The sequence below is a fragment of the Bauldia sp. genome (genome assembly GCF_020442045.1).
GTDB lineage: Bacteria > Pseudomonadota > Alphaproteobacteria > Rhizobiales > Kaistiaceae > Bauldia.
On sequence record NZ_JAGRLA010000087.1, the window covers coordinates 1 to 8,213 of the forward strand.

The window sequence follows — 8,213 nt, forward strand, 5'->3', positions numbered from 1 at the left end:
CTGATCGAGAACGGCATGGTGCTCGCCAAGGTCGATCCCTACTGGGTCCAGTTCCTGCTCGGCGCGCTGATCCTCGCGGCGGTGTGGCTGAACCGCTGGCGGGCGGTCCGGACGGGGACGGCCTGAGATGCGCCTCACCGTCGAGAAAGCCAGCAAGTCCTTCCCCGGCGTCAAGGCGCTGGACGGCGTCTCGCTCGACCTGAGGCCCGGCGAGATCCATGCCCTGATGGGCGAGAACGGCGCCGGCAAGTCGACCCTGATCAAGATCATCACCGGCGTCTACCAGCCCGACGAGGGCCGGGTGATGCTCGACGGCAGCGAGGTCCGCTTCGCCAGTCCCCGCGACGCTCTCGCCGCCGGCATCAGCGCCGTCCACCAGGAGCGGAACCTCGTGCCGCGCTTCACCGTGGGCGAGAATATCGCGCTGGAAAGGCTGCCGACGAGGAACGGGCTGATCGATTATGCCCAGGTCGACCGCGAGGCGCGGCGCTACCTCGACCTCCTCGACCGCGGCATCGATACCCGCGCCGAGGTTCGCACCCTGTCGGTGGCGCAGATGCAGATCGTCGAGATCGCCAAGGCGCTGTCGCTGGAAGCAAAGATCCTGCTTCTCGACGAGCCGACCGCCTCGATCACCGAGCACGAGACGGCGGCGCTCTTCGCGCTGCTTCGACGGTTGCGCGAGGAAGGCGTGGCGATGCTCTTCGTCAGCCACAAGCTGGAGGAGGTCTTCACCATCGCCGACCGGGTGACGGTGCTGCGCGACGGCAGGAATGCCTCCGACGGCGTGCCGATGGCGGAGATGACGCGCCAGAAGCTGGTGTCGCAGATGATCGGCCGCGAGGAGCGCATCGCCAAGCTCCGCGATCGCGAGGTCGACAACGCCGACGTCGTCATGGAGGCGAAAGGCCTGTCGACCTCGGACGGTCATCACGACATCTCTTTCCGCCTGCACCGGCGGGAGATTCTCGGCTTCTACGGCCTGGTCGGCGCCGGGCGGAGCGAGCTGATGAAGGCGATGCTCGGCGGCGCGGTGACCGGCGGCGAGCTGACCGTCAACGGCAAGCCCGCCCGCATCCGCGACATGCACGAGGCGCTCGGCAAATACCGCATCGGCTATGTCAGCGAGGACCGCAAGGGCGAGGGGCTGGTCCTCATCCATTCGGTCAAGGAGAATGTCGCGATCACCATCTGGCAGCGCATCGCCCGCTTCCTCGGCCTGATTCCGCCGGGAACCGAGGCGCGCGCCGTCCAGCCTTTCGTCGACCGGCTGGAGGTCCGCACGCCATCGCTGAACCAGACGGTCGGCAACCTTTCCGGCGGCAACCAGCAGAAGGTGTCGATCGCCAAGTGGCTGGCGGCGAATGCCGGGATCCTGATCGTCGACGAGCCGACGGTCGGCATCGATATCAAGACCAAGACCGATATCCACGAACTGCTCGGCGAGATCGCCCGCGAAGGCGTGTCGATCATCCTCATTTCCAGCGACATGCCGGAGATGGTGGCGGTGGCCGACCGCATCCTCGTCATGCACGGATTCAGGATCGTCGGCGAGGTCGCCAACGATCACCAATACGAGAATGCGTCAAAGGCGATCATGGCCAGAATCCATGCGGTCGAGGAAGAAGAAGCGGCCAGCGCCGGGTAGGAATCGTTCTCCGGGAGACCAAGAGATGGCAAAGATCGAACGCGTCGAGGTCCTGATGGTCGACCTCGTCCCCAAGGTGAAGCGGACCGACGCGATCCAGTCCTTCACCAGCCAGGAGACGCCGATCGTCCGGATTTTTGCCGACGACGGCGTGGTCGGCACCGGCTACACCTACACGATCGGCACCGGCGGCCATGCGGTGGTGGCGCTCATCGCGCAGAACCTCGCGCCGATGCTGATCGGCCGCGATCCGGAAAAGGTCGAGCAGATCTGGAAGGCGCTCTTCTACCACACCCACGCGACGGCGGTCGGCGCGATCACCTCGCTGGCGCTCGCCGCGATCGACACCGCGCTGTGGGACATGCGCTGCCGCCGCTCGGGCCGGCCGCTCCATGTCGAGGCGGGCGGGGCGCAGGACAGGGTGCCGCTCTACACGACCGAGGGCGGCTGGCTGCACATCGAGACGGCGGCGCTGGTCGAGGATGCGCTGCGCGCCAAGGCGGCCGGCTTCGGCGGCTCGAAGATCAAGGTCGGCCGCCCGCCCAAGCAGGACGTCGCCCGGCTCGAGGCGGTGCGGGAAGCGGTCGGCGACGACTTCGAGATCATGGTCGACGGCAACCAGGGCGCCAATGTCGACGAGGCGATCCGCCGGGCGCGGCTCTACGAGGCGGTCGATCTCGCCTGGTACGAGGAGCCGCTGCCGGCGGAGGATCTCGGCGGCCATATCCGGCTCTCGGCCTCGACCAGCCTGCCGATCGCGGTGGGGGAATCGATCTACAGCCTCCAGCATTTCCGCGAATACCTGCAGCGCGACGCGACCAGCGTCATCCAGGTCGACGTGGCGCGGATCGGCGGCATCACGCCGTGGCTGAAGACCGCGCATCTCGCCGAATCCTTCAACATCGACGTCTGCCCCCATTTCCTGATGGAGCTGCATGTGGCGCTGACCGCCGCCGTGCCGAACGGCCGCTGGGTCGAATACATCCCGCAGCTCGACAGCCTGACGACCGAGGGCATGAGAATCGAGAACGGCCATGCCGTTCCGTCGGACGCGCCGGGGCTCGGCATCGCCTGGGACTGGGACGCGATTGACGGCCGCCGCGTCGACGGCCTCACCCATGTGGTGACAGAGGCGGGTTAGCGAAGCGGGCCGCGCGGATGTCGAGGACGGCCGAGAAGCGGACGGAACCGGGGACGCCGCCCCTCTACGAAGTGATCTACGCGGTCCTCCGCGAACACATCCTCGACGGCAGCTTTGCGCCCGGCCTCGTCCTCGGTGCCGCCGGCGTCGCCCGCGCCTTCAATTCGAGCCGCGTGCCGGCCGCCGCCGCCCTCCAGCGCCTGCGGCAGGAAGGACTGCTCCGCGACTTCAACGGCCGTGGCTACCTGACCGGCGAGGCGGGCGTCGAGCCGCTCCGCCTCGATCTCGGCGAGGCGGGATTGAGACTGCCGCCCGAGGTCGCCGGCACGCTCAGGGTCCGCAACCGGCGGGAGCGGATCTATCCGGCGGTCGAGCATGTCATCGCCCGCGCACTTCCCTATGGGCGGTTCCAGGTCAACGAGAGCGCGCTCGCCGAGTATCATGACGTCAGCCGCACCGTCGCCCACGAGGTGCTGACCCGGCTCGAGCGCACCGGCCTGGTGACGCAGGACCTCAACCAGCGCTGGTATGCCGGACCGCTGTCGGAGGAGGGGCTCCGCGACCATTTCGAGATGCGCTGCCTGCTCGAGCCGATCGCGCTTGGCCAGGTGATGGACTCGATTGCCGGCAACGAGGTCGAGGAGCGTCGCGACCGCGCCGAGAAGGCGGCGAAGACCCGGCCGACCCTGGAGCGGATCGAGAGGCTCGAACGAGACCTTCATATCGACATCGTCCTGCGCTGCCGGAACCAGCAGCTTCGCGAGACGATCCGGCGCAGCCAGCTCGTCATCGTCGCCATCCACCACGCCTTCGATCTCTATCGCGACCAGGCGGTCATCTCGCTGATGGTGGCGGAGCATATCGACATCCTCGGCCACGTCCTGGCCGGCCGGCGGGAAAAGGCGATGCGGGCGCTCGAGGCGCATCTGACACGGTCGCTGTCGCAGAATATCGAGACCGTGCGGAAGCTCGGGCCGATGCCGGAGGAGAACCGCCTGCCCTATCTGACGCCGGCGCCGGGCTGAGGCTTGGGGGGCCGTGGGCCACCCCTCCGCCATCCTGAGGTGCTTCGCGGAGCGAAGCCTCGAAGGACGCAGAGCCTGCTCTCGCGCTCCCTCACCAGCGGATGAACCGCGGGGCATTGCGTCCTTCGAGGCTCGGGCTGTCGCCCTCGCACCCTCGGGTCAAGCCCGAGGGCGGGCTCTCAGGATGGCCAGGGAGGTATCTGCCCAGGGGGCCGCCCGGTCCCTTCCAATTTCGCGAGGCGATAGTAGAGTCGGACCCAACGGTCGCGCGGGACGCGCGCGGAAAGCGACGGCGGCCGGTCTCAAGGGGGTGACGGTTCTTTCGCTGGCCGCAAGGGAGGTCGGAGGTGGGATATATGCGCCTGTCGCGGAGCCTGCTGGCGGTCGTGGCCCTCGGTCTGCTCGCGACGGTCGCGGTCGCCGGCGCGACCCAGCTCGTCCCGACGCCCGTGCCACGGCCGGCGCGCGCCGCACCATCGACGCCCGCGCCGGCTTCCGTCCAGGTCAGCCACGGCAGCGTCTATTTCCTTCGCGGCCTGCTCAACGTCTTCTCGCGCGGCATGGACCGGCTTTCCGACAAGCTGGAAGCCAGGGGCATCCAGTCACGGGTCACCAACTACACCCACTGGCAGGAATTCGCGACGCTGCTGGTCAACCAGTACCGCACGGACAAATCGCTGACGCCGGTGATCATCGTCGGCCATTCGCTCGGCGCGGACGCGGCCATCAACATGGGCAACTATCTCGGCAGGAACGGCGTCCCGGTCCGGCTCGTCGTCTCCTTCGACGCCGTCGACGGCGGCAGCGCCGTCGGGGCCGGCATCGACGAGGTCGTGAACTACTACAAGTCCGACGGCGTCGGGCGGGTCATCAAGGCGTCGCCGTCCTTCAAGGGCGAATTGGTCAATGTCGACGTTGCCGACCGGACCGACATCGATCACCTCAATATCGAGAAGGACGAGACCCTGCACGAAGAGGTGATCGTCAAGGTCGTCGACATCTTCAACCGGCAATGAGCCCCGCTCCGGGAATGCCGGCGCCGCCGGTTCAGCGGTCGATCCGGGCGCGGTTGGTCAGGATCAGCGCCGCCGCGGCCGAGAGCAGGGTCGCCGCCGCGTAGAACCAGATGCCGGCCTGGGTCGCCGCCGACGCGAGGCCGCTGGTCTTGGCGGCGAAGATCGCCAGCGCCACCACCAGCACGTCCGCCATCGACCATTTCGACAGGATGCCGACGCGCTCGACCCAGTGGGTTCGTCCCGGGTGATAGGCGGCCATGTGCAGGACGACCAGCTTGGCGGCGGGGAAGGCGACGGAGAACAGCCCGACGATCGCCGCGATGGCGACATCGCCCTCGTGCCAGAGCCCGGCAAGGATGTCGACGAGGGAGGGCGTCTCCGAGAAGAAGATGAAGGATTCGAAGACGGCGATCGGCAGGATCAGCCCGAGGCCGAAGCAGAAGGTCGCCGCGAACAGGACGAGCGGCAATGCGGCGACAACGATCCTCATGCTGACGGCTGCTCCGACCCTTGTCCTGTCCCGGTTCCAACCAGGCCCCGCAGAGAGGTGGTCCGTCCGGCGAAAAACCGCAAGCCCCGGCCGCCGGTCCGATGGTCCGGGCGGGAGCGAAGGTCCGGCGACCGCGCGCGGCCGGGCCGTCCTGCGCGCTGGCGACCGGCGGCCATCAAGGCCGAAGGAGGCGCGACCTTCAAGGCCGGCCGGACGGGCGAATACGCCATCGCCAGGAACCCCGGCCCGCGACGCCGGCCTGCGGATTCTCATGGCGCCATTCTCGGTCTATAACAGGGATGACGTCGGGGCGGCTCCGAAACAGCCTCGCGTTCCAGATAACGGGGCCGGCACGCCAATGCGCCGGTCCCACCCCTTGCTTCCTGACGGGTGGGCCGATTGATGAATGTTTTTCCCCTGCACTCGGACATGGTGTCGCTGGCGGTGACGGAAACCGGCGGGCATCTCTCCGATGTCGTCTTTTCCCTCGCCGGCGGGCGCAGCGTCAGCCCGATGCACACCGCGCCGTGGCGACACGACGAACTTACCGACGACACGCCGCCGATCGTGAGGATCCTGCGCGGCGACTTCTTCTGCGCACCCTTCGGGGCGAGCGACGTCCTTCCCGGCGATCTGCCCGTCCATGGCCTGCCGGCGAGCGGCACCTGGCGGCTCGAGCGCTCGGACGGGACGAGCCTCGACGCCGTGCTCGACGGTGACGTGATGGGCGCCACGGTCACCAAGCATGTCGCGCTTCGGCCCGGCGAAACGGTGGTCTATCAGCGCCATGCGCTCACCGGTGGCGAGGGACGCCTGCCGATCGGCCATCATGCCATGCTGCATGCCAGCACGCCGCTGCATCTCGCCTTTTCGCCCTGGACCGCGGCGCTGACCCCGCCCGAGCCTGTCGAGGAGCCTCCGCTCGGCCGCCCGCTTCTCGCCGAGGACCAGCGGATCGCCGACCTCCGCGCCGCCCGTCGCGCCGACGGCGGCTCGGCCGACCTGACCGTTTTCCCCACCGCCGAGGGCTACGAGCAGATCTGGATGCTGCTCAATGACCGCAACCGGCCCTTCGCCTGGACGGCGGCGACGGCGCCGGAAGAAGGCTGGGTGTGGTTCGGCATCAAGGACCCGCGCGTGCTGCCGGAGACGCTGATGTGGATGAGCGACGGCGGGCGTGATTATCCGCCATGGAACGGCCGTCACCGCCGCGCCATCGGGCTGGAGGAGATCTGCGGCTATTTCCACCTGAGCCATGCGCGCGCGATCGCCGACAATCCGGTTGCCGCCGCCGGGAGCCCGACCGCCGTGACGCTTGAACCGCACGGCGCGCTGACGTTTTCCTACCTGTTCGGGCTTGCCGCGGTTCCCGACGGCTTCGGCCGCGTCACCGACATCGCGGCGAGCCCCGGGGGCGTGACGCTGACCGGCGAGGACGGCGCGTCGGTCTTCGCCGCCTGCGACGTCGGCTTCGTCACCGGCGACACCTGACGGAGCACCTCAGAGCGCGATCGCGTTGCCGCCGACATAGACCGCCTCGAGGGCGAGGTCCGCCGTCAGCACGACGAGATCCGCCCTGAGACCTTCGGCGATCCGGCCGCGATCGGTGAGGCCGAGATAGTCCGCCTGGATCGTGGCGGTCCGGCGCGCCGCGTCCTCGATCGTCAGGCCGAGCGAGACGAGGTTGCGGAAGGCCTCGGCCATGGTGAGGCAGCTTCCGGCAAGCGTCCCGTCGGCGAGGCGGACGCCGTTGTCGCATTTCCGCACCACCTGCTGGCCGAGGCGGTATTCGCCGTCCGGCATGCCGGCGGCGGCCGAGGCGTCGGTGATCGCGTAGAGCGACGGGATCGCGCGAAGCGCCGCCCGGATGGCGCCGGGATGGACGTGGATGAGGTCCGGGATCAGCTCGGCATGGTCGAGATGGGCGAGCGCCGCGCCGACGATCCCCGGCGCGCGGTGGTGGAGCCCGGTCATCGCGTTGAAGAGATGGGTGGTGCCGTCGATGTCGGTGGCGAAGCGCGCCGCGGCGGTCTCGTAGTCGCAGGAGGAATGGCCGAGCTGGGCGCGAATGCCGCGTGCCCGGAGGAAGGCGGCGAGCCGGCCGTCGGGATCGGCCTCGGCCGCGACCGTGACGACCCGGATCGGGGCAAGGGCGCAGAAGCGCGCCATCAGGTCGAGGTCGGCGGTGATGGCGAAGGGCGGCTGGGCACCGAGCCGGTCCGGGCTGATGAACGGCCCTTCGAGATGGACGCCGAGGATCGCCGCCTCGCCCTCGCCGGGCGCGCGCATGGCCTCAGCCACGGCGGCGAGCGCCGCCTCGATCTCGGCCGCCGGGGCGGTCATCGTCGTCGCCAGGAAGGAGGTCGTCCCATTGCGGGCGTGGAGACGGGCGGCGGTGCGCGCCGCGTCCCCGCCTTCCATGACGTCGGCGCCGCCACCGCCATGGCAATGGAGATCGATGAAGCCCGGGAGGATGAGGTTCGGCCTGGCCCGGTCGCTGGCGGCGAGCGCGACGATGCGGTCGCCTTCGATCGTCAATTCGACTGGCCGCAACCCTTCCGCCGTGACTGCCTGTCCCGAGATGGTCGTCATCAGTGAAGGAGTTTCCCCTGGCTCGATCTTTCCGCTGACAAACAAGCGTCCGGGACAACGAAAGTACAGGCCAATACGAATGCCCGCATGCCAGACGATCCGGGCCCGCCAGACGAGCGTCCCTCTCCGATCATCTGGGAGTGGTTAAGGAAGTATGAAACGATGATTGCACTCACTTTGGCACCAAGGCATCTTATACGGGTGCACCAAGGGGGGAGGGAAATATGGTCCTCGTTATCAACGATACGCCCAGCCCGTTCCTTTTTTCGTTCACCGAGCCGGTGGCGAATCCCGGACCGGA

7 protein-coding genes are annotated in these 8,213 nt (G+C 68.5%); 5 read left to right on the plus strand and 2 right to left on the minus strand.

Going from position 1 to position 8,213, the window contains the following annotated elements; all coding sequences use genetic code 11:
• Positions 1-127 precede the first annotated feature (127 nt).
• The 4 genes from KDJ86_RS09940 to KDJ86_RS09955 all read left to right on the plus strand — a co-directional run bounded on the left by KDJ86_RS09940 (position 128) and on the right by KDJ86_RS09955 (position 4,830).
• Positions 128-1,648: a sugar ABC transporter ATP-binding protein gene (locus KDJ86_RS09940; RefSeq protein WP_291745143.1), complete on the plus strand. Its 1,521-nt coding sequence runs from the start codon at positions 128-130 to the stop codon at positions 1,646-1,648.
• 25 nt (positions 1,649-1,673) lie between these two features.
• Positions 1,674-2,789 carry a mandelate racemase/muconate lactonizing enzyme family protein gene (locus KDJ86_RS09945; protein ID WP_291745144.1) on the plus strand — a complete coding sequence of 372 codons (1,116 nt, stop codon included), beginning with the start codon at positions 1,674-1,676 and terminating at the stop codon, positions 2,787-2,789.
• 17 nt (positions 2,790-2,806) lie between these two features.
• On the plus strand, positions 2,807-3,814 hold the full coding sequence (locus tag KDJ86_RS09950) for a GntR family transcriptional regulator (protein WP_291745145.1): 1,008 nt from the start codon (positions 2,807-2,809) through the stop codon (positions 3,812-3,814).
• Between the two features lie 347 nt (positions 3,815-4,161).
• Positions 4,162-4,830: an alpha/beta hydrolase family protein gene (locus tag KDJ86_RS09955; protein WP_291745146.1), complete on the plus strand. Its 669-nt coding sequence runs from the start codon at positions 4,162-4,164 to the stop codon at positions 4,828-4,830.
• Between the two features lie 31 nt (positions 4,831-4,861).
• Here KDJ86_RS09955 and KDJ86_RS09960 read toward each other — a convergent pair whose 3' ends face one another.
• Entirely contained in the window at positions 4,862-5,320 is a 459-nt protein-coding gene (locus KDJ86_RS09960) for a paraquat-inducible protein A (RefSeq protein ID WP_291745147.1), read from the minus strand.
• A 402-nt stretch (positions 5,321-5,722) separates the two neighbouring features.
• Between KDJ86_RS09960 and KDJ86_RS09965 the strand changes: the two genes are divergently transcribed.
• Entirely contained in the window at positions 5,723-6,811 is a 1,089-nt protein-coding gene (locus KDJ86_RS09965) for a hypothetical protein (protein WP_291745149.1), read from the plus strand.
• A gap of 9 nt (positions 6,812-6,820) precedes the next feature.
• Here the strand turns inward: KDJ86_RS09965 and nagA are convergent, their stop codons facing one another.
• Entirely contained in the window at positions 6,821-7,912 is a 1,092-nt protein-coding gene (gene nagA / locus KDJ86_RS09970; RefSeq protein WP_291745151.1) for an N-acetylglucosamine-6-phosphate deacetylase, read from the minus strand.
• Positions 7,913-8,213 lie beyond the last annotated feature (301 nt).

What these genes read in the sequence shown, in the direction of transcription:
- KDJ86_RS09950 (WP_291745145.1), top strand. Translation starts at nt 2,807, where the DNA reads ATGTCGAGGACGGCCGAGAAGCGGACGGAACCGGGGACGCCGCCCCTC.
- KDJ86_RS09945 (WP_291745144.1), top strand. Translation starts at nt 1,674, where the DNA reads ATGGCAAAGATCGAACGCGTCGAGGTCCTGATGGTCGACCTCGTCCCC.
- KDJ86_RS09965 (WP_291745149.1), top strand. Translation starts at nt 5,723, where the DNA reads ATGAATGTTTTTCCCCTGCACTCGGACATGGTGTCGCTGGCGGTGACG.
- KDJ86_RS09960 (WP_291745147.1), bottom strand. Translation starts at nt 5,320, where the DNA reads ATGAGGATCGTTGTCGCCGCATTGCCGCTCGTCCTGTTCGCGGCGACC.
- nagA (WP_291745151.1), bottom strand. Translation starts at nt 7,912, where the DNA reads ATGACGACCATCTCGGGACAGGCAGTCACGGCGGAAGGGTTGCGGCCA.
- KDJ86_RS09940 (WP_291745143.1), top strand. Translation starts at nt 128, where the DNA reads ATGCGCCTCACCGTCGAGAAAGCCAGCAAGTCCTTCCCCGGCGTCAAG.